Origin of the sequence: Nonomuraea sp. NPDC049695, assembly GCF_040674955.1 — a bacterium.
GTDB lineage: Bacteria > Actinomycetota > Actinomycetes > Streptosporangiales > Streptosporangiaceae > Nonomuraea > Nonomuraea helvata.
In genome coordinates this window covers 1-20522 of sequence record NZ_JBFANV010000142.1, presented here as the reverse complement: position 1 = coordinate 20522, position 20522 = coordinate 1, and the positions used below count along the sequence as shown (strand labels likewise).

Annotated in this window: 17 protein-coding genes; 10 read left to right on the top strand and 7 right to left on the bottom strand. The window is 70.2% G+C overall.

The window, feature by feature from the left end; all coding sequences use genetic code 11:
• The first annotated feature begins 82 nt into the window (after nt 1–82).
• Complete coding sequence (locus tag AB0J64_RS53825) at nt 83–1102, top strand: glycosyltransferase family 2 protein (RefSeq protein ID WP_344996773.1); 1020 nt, start codon at nt 83–85, stop codon at nt 1100–1102.
• Here the strand turns inward: AB0J64_RS53825 and AB0J64_RS53820 are convergent.
• Together AB0J64_RS53820 and AB0J64_RS53815 are read right to left on the bottom strand one after the other, a co-directional pair.
• On the bottom strand, nt 1097–2833 hold the full coding sequence (locus AB0J64_RS53820; protein WP_364045752.1) for a CDP-glycerol glycerophosphotransferase family protein: 1737 nt from the start codon (nt 2831–2833) through the stop codon (nt 1097–1099). The two genes, AB0J64_RS53825 and AB0J64_RS53820, sit on opposite strands and share 6 nt — an antisense overlap.
• 59 nt (nt 2834–2892) lie before the next feature.
• Nucleotides 2893–3642 carry an IspD/TarI family cytidylyltransferase gene (locus tag AB0J64_RS53815; RefSeq protein WP_364045750.1) on the bottom strand — a complete coding sequence of 250 codons (750 nt, stop codon included), beginning with the start codon at nt 3640–3642 and terminating at the stop codon, nt 2893–2895.
• A gap of 99 nt (nt 3643–3741) precedes the next feature.
• Here AB0J64_RS53815 and AB0J64_RS53810 point away from each other — a divergent pair, with 99 nt between their 5' ends.
• The 7 genes from AB0J64_RS53810 (at nt 3742) to AB0J64_RS53780 (ending at nt 10431) form a co-directional block, all read left to right on the top strand.
• Complete coding sequence (locus AB0J64_RS53810) at nt 3742–4548, top strand: SAM-dependent methyltransferase (protein WP_364045748.1); 807 nt, start codon at nt 3742–3744, stop codon at nt 4546–4548.
• Nucleotides 4549–4699: 151 nt separating this feature from the next.
• Nucleotides 4700–6115, top strand: coding sequence for a CDP-alcohol phosphatidyltransferase family protein (locus AB0J64_RS53805; protein WP_364045746.1), 1416 nt, complete (start codon nt 4700–4702; stop codon nt 6113–6115).
• The gene (locus AB0J64_RS53800; protein ID WP_364045744.1) at nt 6112–6735 is read left to right on the top strand and encodes a DUF5941 domain-containing protein; all 624 of its coding nucleotides are present in this window, start codon (nt 6112–6114) and stop codon (nt 6733–6735) included. Before AB0J64_RS53805 ends, AB0J64_RS53800 begins: the two co-directional genes overlap by 4 nt.
• 77 nt (nt 6736–6812) lie before the next feature.
• Nucleotides 6813–7547, top strand: a complete 735-nt coding sequence (locus tag AB0J64_RS53795) for a phosphocholine cytidylyltransferase family protein (RefSeq protein ID WP_344996755.1) — start codon at nt 6813–6815, stop codon at nt 7545–7547.
• Between the two features lie 28 nt (nt 7548–7575).
• Nucleotides 7576–8616, top strand: coding sequence for an iron-containing alcohol dehydrogenase family protein (locus AB0J64_RS53790; RefSeq protein WP_364045754.1), 1041 nt, complete (start codon nt 7576–7578; stop codon nt 8614–8616).
• Complete coding sequence (locus AB0J64_RS53785) at nt 8594–9361, top strand: CDP-alcohol phosphatidyltransferase family protein (protein WP_364045742.1); 768 nt, start codon at nt 8594–8596, stop codon at nt 9359–9361. Before AB0J64_RS53790 ends, AB0J64_RS53785 begins: the two co-directional genes overlap by 23 nt.
• Nucleotides 9362–9546: 185 nt before the next feature.
• On the top strand, nt 9547–10431 hold the full coding sequence (locus tag AB0J64_RS53780; RefSeq protein WP_364045740.1) for a glycosyltransferase: 885 nt from the start codon (nt 9547–9549) through the stop codon (nt 10429–10431).
• Between the two features lie 15 nt (nt 10432–10446).
• Here the strand turns inward: AB0J64_RS53780 and AB0J64_RS53775 are convergent, their stop codons facing one another.
• The 5 genes from AB0J64_RS53775 to AB0J64_RS53755 all read right to left on the bottom strand — a co-directional run bounded on the left by AB0J64_RS53775 (nt 10447) and on the right by AB0J64_RS53755 (nt 17157).
• Nucleotides 10447–11160, bottom strand: coding sequence for an acetoacetate decarboxylase family protein (locus tag AB0J64_RS53775; protein WP_364045738.1), 714 nt, complete (start codon nt 11158–11160; stop codon nt 10447–10449).
• A 145-nt stretch (nt 11161–11305) separates the two neighbouring features.
• Complete coding sequence (locus AB0J64_RS53770; RefSeq protein WP_364045736.1) at nt 11306–12268, bottom strand: glycosyltransferase; 963 nt, start codon at nt 12266–12268, stop codon at nt 11306–11308.
• 56 nt (nt 12269–12324) lie between these two features.
• Complete coding sequence (locus AB0J64_RS53765; protein ID WP_364045734.1) at nt 12325–13668, bottom strand: acyltransferase family protein; 1344 nt, start codon at nt 13666–13668, stop codon at nt 12325–12327.
• A gap of 177 nt (nt 13669–13845) precedes the next feature.
• Nucleotides 13846–15495, bottom strand: coding sequence for an LCP family protein (locus AB0J64_RS53760; protein ID WP_364045732.1), 1650 nt, complete (start codon nt 15493–15495; stop codon nt 13846–13848).
• A gap of 144 nt (nt 15496–15639) precedes the next feature.
• Entirely contained in the window at nt 15640–17157 is a 1518-nt protein-coding gene (locus AB0J64_RS53755) for a hypothetical protein (RefSeq protein WP_364045730.1), read from the bottom strand.
• A 133-nt stretch (nt 17158–17290) separates the two neighbouring features.
• Between AB0J64_RS53755 and AB0J64_RS53750 the strand changes: the two genes are divergently transcribed.
• On the top strand, nt 17291–19399 hold the full coding sequence (locus AB0J64_RS53750) for a hypothetical protein (RefSeq protein WP_364045728.1): 2109 nt from the start codon (nt 17291–17293) through the stop codon (nt 19397–19399).
• 95 nt (nt 19400–19494) lie between these two features.
• Nucleotides 19495–20424: a glycosyltransferase family 2 protein gene (locus AB0J64_RS53745; protein WP_364045726.1), complete on the top strand. Its 930-nt coding sequence runs from the start codon at nt 19495–19497 to the stop codon at nt 20422–20424.
• The last annotated feature ends 98 nt before the right edge of the window (nt 20425–20522 follow it).

The window sequence follows — 20522 nt, the reverse complement described above, 5'->3', positions numbered from 1 at the left end:
TGCACTCCCCCTCATGTCACCCCGGAGGATCGGGCTTTCGATTGCCCTCCTCCCCTGGTCGTACAGTAGCGTGAGCCCCGCCATGAAGCAGTTCCCCGACTCGCCGCAGGCCCCCGCGGAGACGCGTGCCTGGCCCCCCATTTCCGTCATCATGCCGGTCCTCAACGAGGAGCGGCACCTCCGCGAGGCCGTCGACCAGGTCCTCGCCCAGAGCTACCCAGGTGAGATCGAAGTCGTGCTCGCCGTGGGTCCGTCCCAAGACCGCACCCAGGAGGTCGCCGACGCCATCGCGGCGGCCGATCCCCGGGTGACCGTGGTCCCCAACCCGACCGGCCGCACCCCCAACGCGCTGAACGCCGCCATCGCCGCCTCGCGAAACGGCATCATCGCCAGGGTCGACGGCCACGCCATGCTGCCACCCGACTACCTGCGCGTCGCGGTCGAGACGCTGGAGGAGACGGGCGCCGACAACGTCGGCGGCATCATGGCAGCCGAGGGCGTCACGCCGTTCGAGCAGGCCGTCGCCTGCGCCATGACCTCCAAGATCGGCGTGGGCGCCGCCGCCTTCCACGTGGGCGGCACGCCCGGCCCCGCCGACACCGTCTACCTCGGCGTCTTCCGCCGCTCGGCGCTCGACCGGGTGGGCGGCTACGACGAGCACTTCCAGCGTGCCCAGGACTGGGAGATGAACCACCGCATCCGCCAGAGCGGCGGCCTGGTCTGGTTCCAGCCGCGCATGCGGGTCTCCTACCGGCCCCGGCCCAACGCCAAGGCGCTGGCCAAGCAGTACTTCCACTACGGCCGGTGGCGGCGGGTGGTCTCGCGCACCCATGAGGGCACGATCAACCTGCGTTATCTCGCGCCGCCCGCGGCGGTGCTGGCCATGCTGCTGGGGCTGGTCGTCTCGCCGTTCTTCCCCTGGTCGCTCGTCATCCCGGGGGGCTACGCGGTCGCCATCGCGGCGGGCTCCGTGCTGACCGGCTCCGGGCTGCCCGGGGCGGCGCTGCTGCGGCTGCCCGTCGTGTACGCGACCATGCACTGCTCCTGGGGCTGGGGCTTCCTCACAAGCCCGAAGAAGCTGGCAAGACCGCCCGGCTCATGACTCCGCGAAGACCCGCTCGATCGCCGCGTCGAAGCGGGTCAGCGCGTCAGGGGTCTCCGGTCCGAGCAGATAGGTCCTCAGCTTGACCCTGGCCCGGGCGAGCGTGTCCTCCCCGTCGAGGAGGTCCGCGAGCCCGGCCAGGTCCGTCCCGAGCAGCACGCCCGCCTCGGTGCTCGGGTAGCGCTCGTGGAAGGCCTGCTCGGGCAGGCCCGCGACGTTCGTCACCGCGTACGGCTTCTCGCTGGCCAGGAAGTCGGCCACGACGCTGGAGATGTCGCTGATCAGCAGGTCGCACTGGTTGAAGCAGTCGTACAGGTGCGGCTCCGGCCCGGTGACGATCAGATGCTCGATCCGCGGCGTCTCCCCGGACGCCCGCGAGGGGTGCCTGGCCTTCGACTTGGCCAGCTCGGCCGCCTCGATCATGGTCACGATCTTCTTGTGCGCGCGGGTCGCGCGCTTGTCGCGGTGGCCGGTCAGCGGGTGCGGCTTGTAGATCACGCGCAGCCGCGGCCGGTGGTCGAGCAGCGCCCGCACGATGCGCGGGCCCATGGTGATCAGCGAGGTGTGGAACAGGTCGTCGTTCCAGCCCTCCCAGGTGGGGGCGTACAGGACGGTGCGGTACGGCAGCTCGGGCCCCCGCGTCGAGATGCCTTCGAGCTGCGGCCGGCCGACCTCGTGGACGTTCTCGTCCCTGACGCCCACCTTGGCCCGGCGGTAGCGGTCGCGGCCCGCGGGCCCGGCCACCCACACCTCGTCGTACACCCGCGAGAACGGGTTGAACGAGGCCTCCTTGTCGCTGTCGCCGTGGTTGAGGAACGCGCTGCGCAGGTGCGGGATGCGCAGCATGTGGACGTTCCTGCCGACGTTGGCGACGTACAGGCAGAGCTTTGCGCTGGACAGGGCGCGGAAACTCATCAGGTCGGCCGCCGACGGGATGCACACCATCGGCAGCGTGGTCGAGTCGAGGTGACCGGCCATGCCGCGCTCGCGCAGCACGACGATGGCGCGCCTGCTGATGCGCTCCAGCGTGGGCAGCCACATCCTGGCCTGGTAGGCGGCCGCGGTGGCGCCGGAGAAGTACAGGATGACCTCGGGGCGGTACCTCTCGACCTGCTCGCCGACGACCGTCAGGACCTTGGCCCTGTCGGTGAGAGGGGTGGCGCGCCGCACGTACGGGATGAGCGCGAGCGCCCCCGCGGCGCCCAGTGCGAGCGCCAGGACGGCGCCGATCGCGGCGGGTTCGGCGCCTGCGGCCGCGCCGAGCACGGGGAGGGCGTCCAGGTAGAGGAAGCGCACGCTGCGGCTGTCACGCAGGTACGGGGGCGGCATCTTCGGGATGCGCAGCGCCGAGACGTCGAGGTTGCGGGTGGTCACCGGCATCCTGCTGAGCATCCCCTTGAGCCGCAGGGCCAGCCCGGTGTGCCCGGCGCGCACCACATGGATCGCGAACATCCCGGCCGCCAGCGCCATGAACCACGGCGAGTCCACCCCCGCGGTCCGCGCCACCAGCAGCAGCGCCATCGTCTCCCTGACCGCGAAGCGCAGCGTGGTCCCCAGATGCACCCTGCTCAGCAGCTCGGGCAGCGGCCTGACCGCGCGCGCGGTCACGTACTCCATGACGTAGGAGAGCGCGGCGACCGCCCCGAACACCGCCGGCGCCGGCCAGAGGGCCGCCACCAGCAGCACGGGGTAGCCGCCGAGCAGGGCCGCGATCGCGATGAGTCTCCTCATGTGTTCGCACGGTAGCAATCGGCAGGTCAAGCGCCGTCCACGCGAACGTCTGCGACGTATCAGGGCAAGTCGGAGATCGACGGAGTTGAGGCGAGCTGGAAGAGCAATTCGGCGATCCGCAGGTCGGCGGGGTGGGTGACCTTGATGTTCTGCTCGCTGCCCGGGACGAGGTGGATCGGCACGTCGGGCAGGTAACGCAGCACCACGCCGCAGTCGTCGGTGGCCGGCCGGGAGGCGAAGCCGGGGTCGGCGAGCGCCCGCTCGTACGCCTCGCGGATCACCGAGAGGCGGAAGCACTGCGGCGTCTGGCTGCGCCGCAGCACCGAACGGTCCAGCACCTCGCCGATCACCTCGCCGTCGGGCGCCGGGACGGCCACCAGGACCGTGTCGGAGCTCGGGATCGCCACGTTGACGGCCCGATGCGTCTCCAGCGCCTTGACGCACTCGGTGATGATCCGGGGCTCCAGGAGGGGGCGTACGGCGTCGTGCAGCAGCACGTTGCACTCCTCGGAACCCAGCGCCTGAAGGGCCAGCCACGTGCTCTCCGTACGGCTCGCGCCCCCGTCCACGACCGTGCTGACCTTGTCGTAACCGCCCTTGGCCACGATCTCGCGGATCCGGTCCGCGTAGCCCGGCGTCATCAGCACCACGATCTCGTCGATCTCCGGCGCCTCCTGGAACACCGCCAGCGAGTGCTCGATGATCGTCTTACCCGCGACCTCGATGAGCTGCTTGGGCCTGCCCAGCCCGATCCGCTGCCCCACGCCGCCTGCGAGAAGCACCCCGACCGACCGCAACCGTTCATCCATATCGGCAGCGTAAGCCAGGTCTGCCGGACAAAGCCCACCGAGCGCTGCCCGGTTTGCTATCGTGATCTTGGATTTGTGCGGACGCGCCGAGGAGGTCGCATGACGACGGAAAACGCCCCTAACATCCCGTTAGGTGTGCCAACAGCCGCGCGCATGTACGACGAAGCGCTCGGCGGCAAGGACCACTTCGAGGTGGACCGGGCGGCCAACGCGAAGCTGTACCAGGTCATCGGCGAGAACCGGGTGCGCTCCACCGCGCTGGAGAACCGCCGCTTCCTCGGACGCGCGGTGCGGTACCTGTCGCAGGAGTGCGGCATCCGCCAGTTCCTCGATGTCGGCTCGGGGCTGCCGACCGCCCGCAACACCCACCAGATCGCCAAGGAGGCCGACCCCGGTTCGCGCGTCGTCTACGTCGACGTCGACCCGATCGTCGCCGTGCACGGCAGGGCGCTGCTGGCCGACAACTCCACCAAGATCGTCACCGCGGACATGCGCGAGCCCGAGACCATCCTGGACAACGCCCAGGTCAACGGGTTCCTCGACTTCGACGAGCCGATCGCGGTGCTGTTCGTCGCGGTGTTCCACTTCGTCACCCCGGCCGAGGACCCCTCGCGGATCGTGGCGGCCTTCCGCGAACGGCAGGCGCCGGGTTCGTACGTGGCGATCTCCCACCTGACCACCGATGGGATGTCGGAGAAGGAGCAGCAGGGGTGGTACGCCGGGTTCGCCGGCGCGACGGTGCCCCTCGTGCTCAGGGAGGAGAAGGAGATCCTCCGCCTTTTCGACGGCTACGAGCTCGTCGAACCCGGTCTGGTGCGCCCGTGCGACTGGCACCCGGCGGATGACGGGTCGCCCCGTACCACCTCCTTGTTCGGCGGCGTCGGGCGGCTCGCGCGCACTTCCTGAGGGCCCGGCCCCGCAGGCCGTCCCGGCCGCGCGCACTTTTACGGCAGGCGCAACGGTCTCGTTCCGTGATATCGGCTTGACCTGTCGCTACGCTGTGGCTACGCACCCCCAAGCCACGCGGCTCCCGTGCGACCGGGAGGAGACCTGCGCTTTGCCCGACTCATTGACCCGCGAGAGCACGGCCACGTCGGTCGTCCTGCTCGCGACGACCCCGGCATGCAAGCTCTCCTGTGCCGGCGGCACGCTGCTCGACCGCGTCACGGACCAGCTCGCCACGCTGCCCGTCCGCGAGATCCAGGTGGTGACCCCCGGCGGCGGCCTCGCGGCCGACCTCCGCGGCATCGCCAAGATCGCCCGCATCTCGGCCGGCACCGTCGCCGTGCTCCCCGCCGACCTGGTGGCCCACACCGAGGCGCTGGCGCTCCTGCTCGACCACCCCGCCCGCGACAGCGCGGCCCTGGTCTCCTACGACGCGGCCGCGGCGCCCATGCGGCCCCCCGTACGCGTGGAAGGCGGCGAGATCGTCGCCGCGGGCAGCTCCTTCCACGTCGTCCCCGAGGCGAACGCCACGTTCAGAGGCGTGCTGCAGGCGGGCGAGTCCGACCTGGCCTCGCTGGCCGACATCGCGGAGGAGCTGGCCGAGCTGGCCGACACGGGCAAGCTGGGCCCGGTCACCCCCGTCGAGGCGGTCGATCTGCTGCTGGTCGGGCTGGTCAGGTCGGGCGTGGCGGTGCGGGCTGCCGGGCTGGGGCCGCTGCACGCCGACCGGGTGGCCGGCCAGAACGCCGCCGACGCCGCCGTCACCAGGCTGGCCGAGGTGGACGAGGCCAGGGTCAGGCTCGACCTGTCGATCAAGGAGAACGACGGCTTCTTCGCCACCTTCTTCGTCTCCACCTGGACGCGCCACCTGATCAAGCCGGCGGTGCTGATCAAGGTCGCCCCCAACACCGTCACCGGCGCCTCGATCGGGCTGGCCGGGCTGGCCGCCGTGTGGTTCTCGGCGGGCACGCAGGGCGGCCGGCTGGCGGGGGCGCTGCTGTTCTACCTGTCGTTCGCGCTCGACTGCCTCGACGGGCAGCTCGCCCGCTACACGCGTACGTTCTCGCCGCTCGGCGCCTGGGCCGACGGCATGGCCGACAGGGCGAAGGAGTACATCGTCTATGTCGGCCTGGCCATCGGCTTCGGCGGCGACGAGATCTGGCGCCTCGCCGTGGCCGCCATGATCCTCCAGGTCGTCCGGCACACCATCGACGTCACGTACGTGGGGGCCGTCGCCGACGCGGGCCGCGTGGGGGCGCTGTGGGGCCGTCCCGCGCGCTCCCTGCTGGAGTCGGCCGACGGCGGTCGCGCCAAGGGCGTGCTCGGCTTGGCCCAGCGGATGGAGCGCGACACGGTCGTCCGCTGGCTCAAGAAGATGATCGCGCTGCCGATCGGCGAGCGCACGGCCCTGATCGCGATCACCGCCGCGATCTGGAACGCCAGGGTCACGTTCCTGTCGCTGCTCTGCTGGGGCGGCGTGGCGGCCCTCTACCAGCTCGGCGGGCGGATCGCGAGGTCGGCACGGTGACGTCCACCCACATGACACCCGTCCCCAGCGGCACGGTCGTGGCCTACCGCGACGACGGACCGCTCTCGCGCGCCATGGGCCTGCTCGTGGCCGGGCAGCTCCCGCCGCTGCCGCCGGTGATCGCGGGCACGTTCGTGACCGCGGTGCTGCTGATGCTGGGCGTGGCGGGCACGGACGGGCTCGCGGTGTTCGCGCCCGCGGTGACGCTGCTGCTGGCCGGGCCGGGAAGCACGCACGCGCACGACGGCAGGTTCGACTGGCTCGTGCCGCCGATCCTGCGGGTCATCGAGTACACCTTCGTCGCGGCGTGCGGGTTCGCGCACGGGCTGCACCCCGTGCTGATCTTCCTGCTGCTCGGGGCACTGGCGTTCCACCATTATGATCTTGTTTACCGGCTGCGGCAGCGGGTCTACCCGCCGCCGTGGCTGGCCACGTTCGGCCTCGGCTGGGACGGGCGGATGATGGCGGTCTCACTGATCGCCCTGTCCGGCTGGCTGGCCGCAGGCTACGTGCTGCTCGCGCTCTACCTGTGGGCGCTTTTCGGCTGGGAGAGCCTGACATGCTGGCTGGCCGCGCCCGGGTCCGGGGTGGAAGCGGCCGATGCGGGAACGCAAGAGTAACCCCGGATTACCCGCAGAGGGTCTAAAGACGAATACTCTTTGGACCCACGAAGTCATGCTCGACCTAGGAGTGCACGTTGCTGGGAATGGTTCTGGCCGCTGGAGCCGGACGACGCCTGCGGCCGTACACCGACACGCTGCCCAAGGCGCTCGTGCCGGTCGACGGCGAAACCACGATCATGGACATCTCGCTGCGCAACCTCGCCGAGGTGGACCTGCGGGAGGTCGTGGTCGTCGTCGGTTACGCGGCGCAGGCCGTCCACGAGCGCAAGGAGGCACTGGAGCGGCGGCACGGCGTCAAGCTCACCCTCGTCCACAACGACAAGGCCGAGGAGTGGAACAACGCCTACTCCCTGTGGTGCGCCCGCGACTACTTCTCCCAGGGCGCGCTGCTGGTCAACGGTGACACCGTGCACCCGGTCTCGGTCGAGAAGACGCTGCTGTCCGCTCCTGAGACGAGCGACATCCTGCTGGCCGTCGACAACGTGAAGAAGCTCGCCGACGAGGAGATGAAGGTCACGCTCTCGCCCGAGGGCTCGCTGCGGCGCATCACCAAGCTGATGGACCCGTCCGAGGCGTACGGCGAGTACATCGGCGCCACCCTCATCAGGCCCGGCGCCGCCGAGCGGCTGGCCGACGCGCTGAAGGCCACCTTCGAGCGCGACCCCCAGCTCTACTACGAGGACGGCTACCAGGAGATGGTCGAGCGCGGTGAAGTGATCCACACCGCGCCCATCGGCGAGGTCGACTGGGTCGAGGTGGACAACCACGACGACCTGGCGAAGGCTCGCACCATAGCCGTTCGCTACTGAGGGGGCGCGCATGCCGCTTCTAGCGAGGATGCTGCCGGCGCCGCTGACCATGCAGGTCAGGCGGGGCGCCGTGGCCGAGCTCGGCGCCCTGCTGGCCGACAGCCGCGTGGCGACCTCGGGCCGGGTCGCCGTGGCCGTCGGCCCGGGGCAGGGTGACCACATCGAAAGCCTGATCGCGCCCACGCTGGGCGAGGCCGAGGTGTTCCGGGTGGCCGACGGCACGGTCGACGCGGCCGTCTCGCTCGGCGCCGACCTGCGTAAGGCCGCCTACGAAGTCGTGGTGGGCGTCGGCGGCGGCAAGACCATCGACGTGACCAAGTACGCGGCCTCGCTCGCCGGCATCCCGATGGTCGCGGTGGCCACCAACCTCTCCCACGACGGCATCTGCTCGCCCACGGCCTCCTTGGTGTACGAGGGCGGCAAGGGGTCGTTCGGCGTGCCGATGCCGCTGGCCATCCTGGTCGACCTCGACTTCGTCCACAACGCGCCGGAGTCGCTGGTCAGGGCGGGCGTGGGCGACGTGGTGAGCAACCTGTCGGCCATCGAGGACTGGCAGCTCGGCAACACCGAGCGCGGCGAGCCCATCGACGGGCTGGCCTGCTCGATGGCCCGCACGGCCGCCGAGGCGCTCATCGGGCGTACGGACTCCATCGAGTCCGACGCGTTCCTGACCGTGCTGGCCGAGTCTCTCATCCTGTCCGGCATGTCGATGGTGGTCGCGGGCTCGTCCCGGCCCGCCAGCGGTGGAGACCATGAGATCATGCATGCCGTGGATCAGCTCTTCCCCGGCACCTCCAACCACGGCGAGCTCGCCGGCATCGGCGCCGCCTTCTGCTATTTCCTGCGGGAGGACGAGACCCGGGTCACGCAGGTCGTCGACTGCCTGCGCAGGCACGAGCTGCCCGTCGTGCCCGCCGACATCGGGCTGACGGTCCAGCAGTTCGCCGAGGCCGTCGCCCTGGCCCCGAGCACCCGTCCCGGCCGCTACACGATCCTGGAGCACCTGCGCATGCAGGACTCCGAGATCCACGATCGGGTGGGGGACTATGTCCGGGCCTTCGGTAGCTGAGCTGCGGCGGGTCGCCCAGCCCGCCGGCCACCTCGAGCGCAGGAACGGCGAGCACTGGGCAGGCGTGCTCTACATGCGCCGGCTGTCCATCTACGTCACCTGGCTGACGACCAAGACGTCCGTCACCCCCAACCAGCTCACCTGGGTGATGACGGTGGCCGGGATCGCCGGCGGCGTCGTGCTCGCCCTGCCGGGGCTGTGGGCCGCCGTGGCCGCCGCCCTGCTGATCCAGGTCTACCTGCTGCTCGACTGCTCCGACGGCGAGCTGGCCCGCTGGAGGGGGCAGACCTCGCTCGTCGGCGTCTACCTCGACCGCGTCGGCGCCTACTTCGCCGAGGCCGCGGTGCTCGTCGGCCTGGGCTGGCGGGCCTCGGCCGTCCTGCCCGACTGGTACACCGTGCTGGGCCTCGCCGGCGCGCTCGGCGCGATCCTCATCAAGGCCGAGACCGACCTGGTGGAGGTGGCGAGGGCCAAGGGAGGCCTCCAGTCCTCCACCGAGGCGTCGGTGGGGCAGTTCCGCTCCGGGCTGCTGGGGCTGGGCAGGCGGGTGCTGTCCGCGACGAAGTTCCACCGGATCGTGCAGCCGATCGAGCTGTCCCTGCTCGCGCTGGCAGCCGCGGTGATCGACCCGTTCACCGACGGCCTGACGGCGACGCGGGTGCTGGTCGTCGCCTGTTTCGTCGCGGCCTGCCTACAGGTTGTCCTGCATTTGGTAAGCATCCTCGCCTCGAAGCGGCTGGCGTGATCTCATGTCGGAACCGGAAGAGGTCCTCGTCCGTCGTATTGATCGGACGTCCGCCGTTCGGTGGGGGTTCACTGTCGGTTCCGATACGCTTAGCCCCAGCCTTTCCATTACATGCAGACCAGCAGACTCGGTGATCATGAAAGAATGCTCCGCTCGTGTTCTCAACGCGTCAGGACAGTGATTCGTTGAAGATCTCGTGCGTCATCCTCACCATGGGCAACCGGGTCGCGGAGCTGAACCGGGCAGTCGAGTCCGCGCTCAACCAGATCGACGGCGACGTCGAGGTGGTGATCGTGGGCAACGGCGCCGACGTGCCCGAGCTGTCGGCGACGCCACCCGAGGGGTCGGCCGCGGTCGTGAAATCGATCCGGCTCGACCAGAACACCGGCATTCCCGCGGGCCGTAACCGGGGCGTGGAGGAGTGCTCGGGAGACGTCGTGCTGTTTCTCGACGACGACGGCTGGTATGCCAGCCAGAAGGTCGTCGCGCACGTACGCGACCGCTTCGCCACCGAGCCGGACCTCGCGGTGATCTCCTTCCGGGTGATGGACCCCGACGGCGGCATCGGCCAGCGGCGCCACGTCCCGCGCCTGCGGGCGGGCGACCCGCAGCGCTCCTCCCCGGTCACGACGTTCCTCGGCGGCGCCTCGGCCATCAGGCGGTCGGCGTTCCTCCAGGTGGGCGGCCTGCCCGAGCGGTTCTTCTATGCCCATGAGGAGACCGACCTGGCCTGGCGGCTCCTGGGCGAGGGCTACCGCATCGAGTACGACGCCGAGACGGTGATGTACCACCCCCAGGTCCCGCCGACGCGGCACGCCGAGTTCTACCGGCTCAACGCGCGCAACCGGGTCTGGCTGGCGCGGCGCAACCTGCCGTGGCCGCTGGCGTTCCTCTACCTGACCAACTGGGTCGTGCTCACCCTCGTGCGCGAGCGCCGCTCGGGTGAGGCGATCAAGTCGTGGTTCGCCGGGTTCTTCGAGGGGCTCCGCACCCCGGCGGGGGAGCGGCGGGCCATGGCGTGGCGCACCGCCTGGCGCATGGTCAAGCTCGGCCGCCCGCCGATCGTCTGACGTCGGTTGCCCGGCTCAGACCTCGACGGCCTCCCCGAAGGACATCGCGGCCCGCGTGACCGTGCTGGTGAACATCGCCCGCTTGGGCAGCCCCAGCTCGCTCAGCTCCTTGGCGATGGGATGGTTGCCCAGGCGGATCAGCGCGCCGCCGGGGCGCACCTTGGCCCCGCGGGCACGTACGGACCAGGGGATGCGCCGCGTGATCCCGTCACGGTGCGTATAGGCGTCCAGCGGCGCCATGACCGTGGCGCCCGGCGCGGGCACGCCCGCCTTGATCAGGATGTCCAGCACGAGCCTGCCGTCCTTGCGAAGGATGCACCGTTTGTACGGCGAGCCGAGCCGCAGCTCGATGTCCGCCAGCTCCTTCGGGAACCCCCACAGCGTCCGCCCGGCCTCCAGCGTGAACGACTGGTCCACGGGCAGCCAGTGCACGAACACCCCGGCCTGCCGCAGATCCCTCAGCCCTCCGGTACCTGAGACGCCTGGAGGGCGCACCAGGAACGCCATGCCGAACTCGTGATAGGGGTCGAGGTCGCCGTCACGGTAGTCCACGAACAGCAGCACGCAGACGGCCTTGCCGGGCAGGATCTCGGCCACGTCGAGCCCGGAGTACGCGATCACCGCCCTGGCGGCGTCGGCGCGTACCGCGTAGAAGGCGCTGCAGATCTCCGCGTCCCGCACCCGCACCGGCATGGCCACCGTGCGGCCCTGGATGAGATGCGTTGCCATACTTCCCAGTACATCAACCCGTCGGTTCTGTCGCCATTGCCGCCCCCGATGTCCTTCCGTGGTGTGGTGGTCGGCGCCCGCCTCTCACCCCCACATGACGCCGCGTGCCGCCTCCGCCCGGACAGCCGGTCCCGGGGCGGACGGGTCAGACCGCCAGGGCGTGGGTGGGGAGGCCGGCCCAGGACTCGGCGCGGCGTACGAAGGCGGCCGCGTGGTCCGGCCAGTGGTGGCGCAGGCGCGCCTCCGTGTGGCCCAGCGCGCCCAGCCTGGCCCGCCGTGCCGGGTCCTCCTTCAGGTCCAGTACGGCGTTCAGCACCGCGTCCACGTCCAGCGGCACCACGAGCCCGCACCCCGTGGCCTCGACCAGCGCGGAGCCCTGGGGCGTCGTGATCACCGGCAGCCCGCGCCCCATGTAGTCCATGATCTTGGTGGGTAGCGTCCGCACCGTGTCGTCGGCCAGCGAGAGACCGGCCAGCGCCCCCTCGGCCATCCGCAGCGCGTGCCGGTTGGGCACGTACCCGAACCAGTCGAGCAGCCCCACCCGCTGCGCGTCACGCAGGAGCGGACGGACCTCGCGGGCGGCGGCGCCGATGAGGTCGAGCCTGACGCCGTGCGGGATCAGCCGCTCGGCCAGCCCGATCAGCTCCGAGACGCCGCGCTCGGCCGAGAGGCGGCCGATGTGCACGACCCTGGTGTCGCCGGGAGGAGGCGGGCCGGGCGAGACCAGGGTCGCCTCGGGCACCACCGCGGGAGTGATCACCTGGTGGCGTCTTCCGGCCCTGACGAGCTGCTTGGGGGTCACCTGCTCGCGTACGTCCCAGACCACCGGAGGGCGCCTGTAGGGCAGCACGCGCAGCAGCCGGTGCTCGTGGACGATCAGCAGGTCCGCGTCCTTCACGCCGCGTCTGAGCGCCGTACGCGCCCTGCCGTACGTGGCGTGCCGCGCCACGTCGATCGCGGTGAGCCCCATGGCGGGGGTCACGTTGAAGTACGTGAACGGCGCGACGTAGGTGACCTCGTGGCCCGCGTCGAGCAGCGCCCTGATCTGCCGGTGCATGATCCGGGCGTCCTCGGGATGATGGACGGTCGTGGCGACACATACGCGCATGCGTCGATGCTCCGCGCCCACCAGGTCAAAGGCGTAAATATGGGTGAAACGGTCGCTTAACTTCGTGAGGGGCGACGATAGAGCCAGGTCAGGCGAGGCTCCAGCACCCACTTGAAGATCGTACGGGTCTCAGGCAGGCACAGCACGATCGCCAGCGCGAAGCAGCTCGAGGCGATCGCCAGCGCTCCCAGCGGCCCGAACAGCCACGGGAAGTCGAGCCAGCCCATCTCCTTGGCGATCAGCACGGGGATGCCGTGGAGCAGGTAGCAGTAGAGCGTACGGGTGCCGAGGTCGGAGAACCACGTCTCGCCCCTGGGCACCAGCGCCAGCACGGCGAAGCACATGGCCAGCGAGCACACCAGCAGGCCGCTGCGCAGGGCGAGCCCCATGTACCACGACAGGTGGAGGTCCTGGTAGCTGGCCTTGAAGTAGAACGGGTCGAGCGGCGCCCTCGGCGCGATGTAGATCGCCACCGCCGCCGCGCCGAGGACGGTGAGGGCCGCCAGGATCTTGATCCAGCGCCGGTTGAGCATCTCGAAGTGCTCGGGCTGCATCACCAGGCCGATCACGAAGAACGGAACGAGGCCGAAGAAGCGGTCCATGCTGAAGTCGCCGGAGATCTGCGAGAACCCGGCGAACAGGTAGATCGCGATCGCCACCGGCACGGGGAACTTCATCCGCTTCCACACCGGCGTGGACAGCCGCCAGAACAGCAGCGCCAGCAGATACCAGTTCAGCCAGGCCGGATCGATGATCGTCAGGCTCCACTTCTGGCCCACCGAAGTACGGAGGATGGCGTAGCCGACCTCGACGATCACGTACGGGATGAGGAACGTGTCGACCAGCTTGTTGGTCTTCGCGTTGGAGTTCCAGAAGTTTCTGGACAGGTAGCCGCTGATGAGCACGAACAGCGGCATGTGGAACGTGTAGATGAAGATGTAGAGGGCCCGGTTGGAGTCGGCCGCGAGCGTCGGCACCAGCGCGTGGCCGATCGGCACCAGCGCGATCAGGACGAACTTGACGTTGTCGAGGAACGGGTCGCGCTTGCGCCTGGACGGCTCGGCCTCGAGCTTCGGCTCCGGCTGCTGCTGGGGCCGGTCGTCCTTCGTCGTCCGCGGCTGCGGCTGGGACTGCGGACGCTCCTCCGTGACCGTCGCCCGCGCGTCATCCTTCACCGCGCCCTTCGCAGAGCCCTTCGCTGCCGGGTCCTTCACAGGGGCCTTCACCGCGGGCTGAGGCTCGGTGAGCTCCCCTGGCGCGACCCCGTGCGGGTCGGCGGCCTCGCTCCAGAACGCCTCCTCCGGCAGCGGCCAACGGGCCCCCGTCTGGGCAGGGCCGCCGGCGTCCTCCTCGGGAGTCCGCGGAGTCGTGACCGATGGGGAGAATCTGGTGTCAGACACAGGGGAAGTCGCTCAGCTTCGCTCTCGGGGCCGGGGAACACGACGTCAACACGATCAGCGAATGCCTCTCAGCACCGTGTCGCGCTGCGTCGCCGACCCGCAACAGACTATCCCGCCCGCGCGGGTCCTGTCCCTCGCGCGGACGGAGAACACCCGATTCCACAGGGAACTTGGAGGTCAGGTGCAGGCGTTCTTCTGCTCGGACGCGGTGATGGTGCTCTGGTTGACGCTGTCGGGCAGCTTGGTCACCTTGACCGACTCGAAGTCCTCACCCACGACGAGCTGCATCACCGGAGTGCCCTTGGGCGAAGCGGTCGTGACGGGAGTCGCGGGGGTGTAGGGCTGCGGGTTGGTGGCCGTGACCTTGCCCGACACCGGGGCGGGCTTGGGCACGACGGCTCCGGCCAGCGTGCTCGCGTGGTCGGGGGCGGTCTCGATGGTCTTGGCGTAGTGGATCTCGGTCTTGGCCAGGCTCTGGCCGCCCGCGGCCTCGTAGTTGCCCAGGCCGACGACGTTGAAGCCCTCCTTGGCGAGCTGGTCGGCGACCTCGCGCCCCTTGCCCACGGTCTTGGTGCCGTTGAGCACCTGGACCTTCACCTGCTCGGGCTTGATCGTGACCTTCGGCTTGGTGCCGGTGCCGGTGCTCGCGGACGGCGCCGGGGTGGCGACCTCGGTGTCGGTCTTGATCGAGGTGAACAGCTCGTCGGCGTCGGGCTGCCTCCAGACCACGCGGTTCTTGTCCTCGGGGTCGGGCCCCCACGGGATCGTCGTGAACTTGACGCCCCCCGCCGTCAGCTGCTTGGTGCTCATCGCGATGTTGATGAGCTGCTCGGTGTCGTTGGCCAGCTCGGGGTCCATGGTGACCGACTTGCCCGCGGCGGCGATGAAGTCCCTGAGCTTGCCGACGTCCGTGAGCAGCTCGCTGCTGGTGGCCTTGGCGACGACCTTGCTCAGGAAGATCTGCTGCCGCTTGATGCGCTGGATGTCGCTGCCGTCACCGTAGTGGCGCAGACGCACGTACCCCAGGGCCTTCTCGCCGTTGAGCAGGCTCTTGCCCGGTGGCAGGACCAGGTGCGAGTTCTTGTCGTTGACGCCGGACTTCAGGCAGATCTCGATGCCGCCGAGCGCGTCCACGATGTTCTTGAAGCCGCTGAAGTCGACCTCGACGAAGTGGTTGACGCGGATGCCGGTGAGGGTCTCGATCGTGGAGATCGTGCAGGCGATGCCGCCGGAGTTGTACGCCGAGTTGATCATGTCTCGACGCGGGGGCATCTCCTGCTTGGTGGTCTCGTTCTTGCACTTGGGGATCTGCACCATCGAGTCGCGCGGGAAGCTGATCAGGCGCGCCTTGTCCCGGTTGGGGGAGAGGTGCATGAGGATGATCGTGTCGGTGCGCTTGCCGCCCGCGTCGGCCGTCCTGGCGAGCTGCTGGCCGTACTTCGCGTTGCCCTTGCCCGCGCGGGTGTCGGAGCCCACGAGCAGGACGTTGAGCGCCCCGGTGTCCGGCGGCCTCGGGTTGATGATGTCGCTGTTGACGCTCTTCTTGTTGATGTTGCCGAGGGCGTCACGGAAAGCCACGTAGCCGGTCAGCGCGCCGGCCACCATGACCGTGGTGAGGCCGATGCTGACCCAGGCGAGGATCCGCATCTTGTTCTGGCCGCCGCCGCCACCGCCGCCGTGGTGACCGCGCGCCGACCGGTCGTCGGGCGGCGGGGGAGGTGGCGCGGCGGCCGCCGCTCTGCGTGCCATCCTGCTGCCGGGCTGGGTGGGGGCACCCCTGTAGCCCTGTCCGGTGTCGACTACGGGCACGCTCCTGTAGTCAGTCATACGTCCCCTAGCCTCACTTCTTGCGCCTGACGCGCGGGCTTCGTCGCCTCGCGCCACGAGGCGAGGTCACGTACGGCGTGCCAGGTGTCATGACCGTGGGGGACGACCGTGACCCGGGCCTGAAGTTTCCGCGGCAAAGCATACTCAGAGCCGGACATTGGGTGGAATATCATCGCCAAACTCATTATCGCCTCCGGACTGTGTCAGCACGTCAGGCCTGATGCTCAGGGCCGCCGCCAAACAGGCCAGGGGTACGGCCGGCAACACGTACCGATAGTCGAACTCCGCCGCCACGGCCGGTGTGACCAGCAGCACGACGGCCGCCGACCAGGGCACCAGCCAGGGCGGGGGATGCCTTGGCCGACGCCTGCGCGTGACGGCCGCCACAAGGGGCACCAGCAGGGCCCCCAGAAGCAACAGGCCGGGCAGCCGCGCCACGCTCTGGTAGGCCCTCAGCCATCCGGCGTAGGGCTCGACGATCTTTGTACCGATCGCACCCTGTTCGTAGAGCTTTGCATAATCCGCACCGACCTGTGCGGGATAGCGGCCAGGTGGCCCCGGCTCCTTCACCGGGAACTGGTAGTAGCCGTAGATCTCGTGATCGGGATAGACCGGACGGCCCCAGGTGAAGGTGCGCCCCAGCTCGGTCAGCACCGAGGCGGCGTAGTCGAGCGGCTGGCTGGTGATCGCCAGCGTCGCGAACCTGCCCGCCAGGTCGTCGTTCTTCTTCGTGAACGTGATGCCGGGCAGCTCCACGAGAGGGGAGTCCTTCGCCCAGATGTACTCCTGGGACGGCGGGCGCCGCTCCGGCGGCCGCGGGTCGCACAGGACCCTCAGGTCGGGCGGCGGGTCCATCTTGGCGCAGTCGGCGAACGACATCGTCCTGGCGTACAGGAAGACGCCGTTCGCGCCCACGAGGCCGACGCGATGGTACGTGGCGTAGAACCAGCCGCCGTACGCGACGAGGGGCACCAGCGCGGCCGCGAGCAGTACCCCGGCGAGCCGCACCCGCCCGCGCAGCACGAACCACGCGGCGAACAGCACGATGAGGGGCTGGCCGATGGTCCTGGTGAGGGTGGCGGCGGCCAGCAGCAGCCCGATGGCGACCACCGTGGCCCGCCGCTCCGTCACGCACAGCGCCGCCGCGGCCACGACCAGGAACATGAAGAGCGTGTCGGAGACGAGCAGGTGCTCCAGCTCGATCTGGTACGCGTCGAGCAGCACCGGCACCGTGGCCAGCGTCGCCACCCACCGGGGCGCCCGTCTCGCGGCCCGGTAGATCAGCACGCCGATGGCCAGGCCGAGCAGGTGCTGCGCGGCCGTGACCACCCCGAAGCTGTGGAACGGCTGCAGCAGCTTCATGAACATCGGGTAGCCGGCCGGCCTGACCAGGTCGGGGCTCGGCTTGAAGACGGTGACGATGTAGGTGTAGGAGTCGGGGAACCACAGGGCCGGCCGGTAGCCCAGCATCGCCAGTGCCCGCAGGACGGTGCCGAGGGCGAGAACCCCCAGGAACCACCGGTGCCGCTTCCACCAGGACGGATCCTTGACCAGGGCGAGCCTGCCCCGGATCCCTCTGCCGCTCCGGCGGGACGGGTCGCGCGGCGCGCGACGCCTGCCGCGGCCGGTCTTCGCGGGCTCATCGGCGCGAGCCTCCGCCATCACCCCGCCTGTCCTCCCGCTTGTCTTTCCGGCACATGTACGCTACCCGCGATTCCGCGAGCCCCGTGCCATCGGCGCCGCGCCCGCCGCGTTCGTCGAAGTGGCCTATCAGGTTGGATACGCTCGCTCATCGATGGAACTCGATCGACCCGGACGGGTCCTCGCCGTGCTCTCGGTGGCGCCCGCGCTCGCCGTGGCCGGCTGGCTGCTGGCGGGGCTGCCGCTGCTGCTGCTCGGCTGGTTCGCGCCGCTGCCGGCCGGGCTGGCCGGGCTGTCCGCCGCCGCCCTGCTGTGCTGGGCCGGCACGCGGCGGCTGGGCGCGGTCGTCCAGGCCACGTGGCGGCAGGTCGCGGGGGTCGTGGCGGTGGCCGTGGCGTCGGGCGTGTTCAACGTGGTCATGCATGCCGAGCAGGTCATCGTCCGGCGGGATCCGGCGACGTACGCGCAGTACGCGGCCTGGATCGCGGGCCACGGCTCGCTGCCCATCCCGACGCAGGCAGCGGCGTTCGGCGGGGCCGATCCCGCGCTGATCTTCAAGAGTGTCGGGTTCTACGACGTGAACGGGACGGTGGTGCCGCAGTTCATGCCGGGGCCGCCGATGCTGTTCGCGGTGGGCGACTGGCTGGGGGTGCCGTTCGCGGTCCCGGCGGTGCTGGGCGGGCTGGCCGTGCTCGTGGTGGGCGGCGTGGTGGCCCGGCTCGCGGGAGCGCGCTGGGCCGTACTGGCGTCGGCCGCCTTCGCGGTGAGCCTGCCGGTCCTCTACACCTCGCGGACCACGTTCAGCGAGATCCCGTCGCTGATCCTGCTGTTCGGCGGGCTGGGGCTGATCTACGACGCGCTCGCCCGGGTGAACGTCGAGTCCTCGGACGTCGAGTCCTCGGACGTCGAGTCCTCGATCGGCAGGCTCAGGCCCGGCTGGTCGGGCTGGGGCCGGGGACTGCTGGCGGGGCTGGTGTTCGGGCTGGCCGTGCTGGTCAGGGTGGACGGGCTGCGTGACGTGCTGCCGGTGCTGGCGTTCGCGGGGCTGCTGATCGCGATGCGGCGCTTCGCCAGGCCGCAGGGGGTGCTGGGGCCGCCGCTGCTGGCCGGGCTCCTCGTGGGCGCCGGCACCGGGATGCTCGCGGCGTACCTGCTCGCCCGGCCCTACCTGTCGTACCTGTCGAGCTCGGTCAGGCCGCTGCTGTTCATCTGCGCCGCCGTCCTCCTGCTCACCCTGGTCGGCACGGCCGCCGCCCCGCTGCTCGCCAGGATCCGCCTGCCGCAGTGGGCCCCCGCGGCCGGCGCCGGGCTGGTGGTGCTCCTCATGATCGGCCTGTACGTCCGCCCGTGGCTGCAGACCGTCACCCGGATCCCCACGACGATGGAGGACCGGCGCACGGAGCTGATGATCAGGCAGACCCAGGAGGTCTACCGGCTGCCCGTCGACGGCACGCGGCTCTACTTCGAGAACTCCCTGCACTGGGTCATCTGGTACGTCGGCCTGCCCGTGGTGGTGCTGGCCACGCTCGCGGCGGCGGTGCTGGTACGGAGGCTCCTGCGGGACGGAGGGCCGTTCGAGTGGCTGCCGCCGCTCGCGGTCATCGGCTGGACCACCGTCACCACGCTGCTGCGCCCCGAGATCACCCCCGACCACCCGTGGGCCGCCCGCCGCCTGGTCCCCATCGTGATCCCCGGAATGATCCTGCTGGCCTCGTACGGGCTGGCCTGGCTGCGCGACCAGGCCTGGCTACGCGACCTCGCGGTACGACGCGGCCCCGCCTGGCTGTCCGGCCCTCAGCTCCCGCGCTGGGGGATGGCGCTCGCGGTGCTGGCGCTTCTCGTGCCGCCGGCCGTCACCTCGATCGGCACCGCGTTCACCCCCGTCGAGCGAGGGGAGGCGGCGGCCGTGGCGGCGATGTGCGCGAAGATCCCGCCCAACGCGTCGGTGCTGATCGTCGAGCGGGTCACCGGCGACCGGTTCACCCAGCTCGTGCGCGGCATGTGCGACCGCCCGGCCGCGGAGGTGGCCCGGGAGGACAGAATGAGCGTCGCCCCTGAGGCGCGGGTGCGCCGCCTGATCGAGCGCGTGCGCGCCACGGGCCGCGTCCCCGTCGTCCTGGCCGCCGAGGAGGGCCAGGTCTCGCCGTACGGGCCGGCGTCCCAGGTGCTGGCGCTGGTCACCCGCCAGGACGAGCGCTCGCTCGTGGACGCGCCGGACGGCACCTTCTCCCTGCGGATCAACGCCTGGATGGCCCTGCCCTGACCTCCCCCGGGACCCGCAGGTGATCTTGAAAGTAGGGGCTCCCGCTGGGTGCACGTGGACTCGTCTTTGATTTGGGCAGAGTAACCTCAACCCCCGTGAGCACGCTTGAGACCCCCAAGAGTGGACCTGCCGTGGAAGAAGCGCCGTACGTCACCATCGTCCTGCCCTGCTACAACGAGCAGGATCACGTCATCGACGAAGTCGAGCGCATCACGAGGGCCATGGACTCGAGCGGCTACACCTACGAGCTCGTGGCCGTGGACGACTGCTCGACCGACGGGACGCTGGCCAGGCTGAAGCAGGCCGCTCCCGACTATCCTCACCTGCGCGTCCGCGCATTCCACCGCAACGGCGGCGCGGGCACGGTGCGGCGCATCGGGACGCAGGAGGCCAGGGGGGAGATCGTCGTCTGGACCGACGCCGACATGACCTACCCCAACGACCGGATCCCCGAGCTGGTGCAGATCCTGGAGAAGGATCTGACGATCGACCAGGTGGTGGGGGCGCGCACGAGCGAGGAGGGCTCGCACAAGTTCCTGCGGGTGCCGGCCAAGTTCGTGATCCGCAAGGTGGCGGAGGTGCTCGCCGGGCAGAAGATCCCCGACCTCAACTCCGGGCTGCGGGCCTTCCGCCGGACGGTGGCCAAGCCCTACCTGCGGCTGCTCCCGCCCGGGTTCTCGTGTGTGACGACGATCACGCTGTCGTTCCTGTCCAACCAGCACGACATCTACTACCTGCCGATCGACTATGCCAAGCGGGCCGGGAAGTCGAAGTTCAGCTTCGTGTCCGACGCGTACCGCTACATCCTGCAGGTGCTGCGGATGATCATGTACTTCAACCCGCTCAAGGTGCTCATGCCGCCGGCGTTGTGGCTGGTGGGCATCGGGTTCGTGAAGGGGCTCTGGGACATGGTGCAGCATCCGTTCTACTTCCCGGCCAACACCGTCATGATCTTCCTTTCCGGCATGCTGATCGGGTCCGTGGCGCTGCTGGCCGACCTGATCGTGCGGTCGCGGGGAGAGTAGGCGCGTGCGGATCGCGATCGTCGGCCCGAGCTACCCGTACAAGGGGGGCGGGGCCCAGCACACCACCGAGCTGGCGCACCGGCTCGCGGCGCAGGGGC